Origin of the sequence: Bacillus sp. CFBP9009 (assembly GCF_036541465.1) — a bacterium.
Classification (GTDB): domain Bacteria; phylum Bacillota; class Bacilli; order Bacillales; family DSM-1321; genus Peribacillus.
The window spans coordinates 1-507 of the sequence record NZ_JAZHFU010000051.1 but is presented as its reverse complement, the minus strand read 5'-3'; the positions used below and the strand labels follow the sequence as shown (position 1 = coordinate 507).

General features: G+C 41.4%; 1 protein-coding gene. It reads left to right on the top strand.

Going from position 1 to position 507, the window contains the following annotated elements; genetic code table 11:
• A partial coding sequence (locus V3595_RS28665; RefSeq protein WP_485911344.1) for a toxin Cry1Ac domain D-VI-related protein occupies positions 1–507 on the top strand: 507 nt, incomplete at both ends.

Sequence of the window (507 nt, the reverse complement as noted above, 5' to 3'; positions counted from 1 at the left end):
TATTGAACAAAAAAGAACAAGCAGAAAAAGACCTAACCGATGCGAAGAACAAAGTGGAAGATCTGTTCACGGACGATAAGTTCGATACATTGGAAGACACGACGGATCAAGGGGCGATTGACGAAGCCCAAGAAGCGGTCAATAAGCTTCCTGAAGGTGCAGAAAAAGACCGTCTGCAAGACTTATTGAACAAAGCTAAAGATCTATTGAACAAAAAAGAACAAGCAGAAAGAGACTTAACCGATGCGAAGAACAAAGTGGAAGATCTGTTCACGGACGATAAGTTCAATACATTGGAAGACAAGACGGATCAAGCAGCGATTGACGAAGCCCAAGAAGCGGTCAATAAGCTTCCTGAATGTGCAGAAAAAGACCGTCTGCAAGACTTATTGAACAAAGCTAAAGATCTATTGAACAAAAAAGAACAAGCAGAAAAAGACCTAACCGATGCGAAGAACAAAGTGGAAGATCTGTTCACGGACGATAAGTTCGATACATTGGAAGACA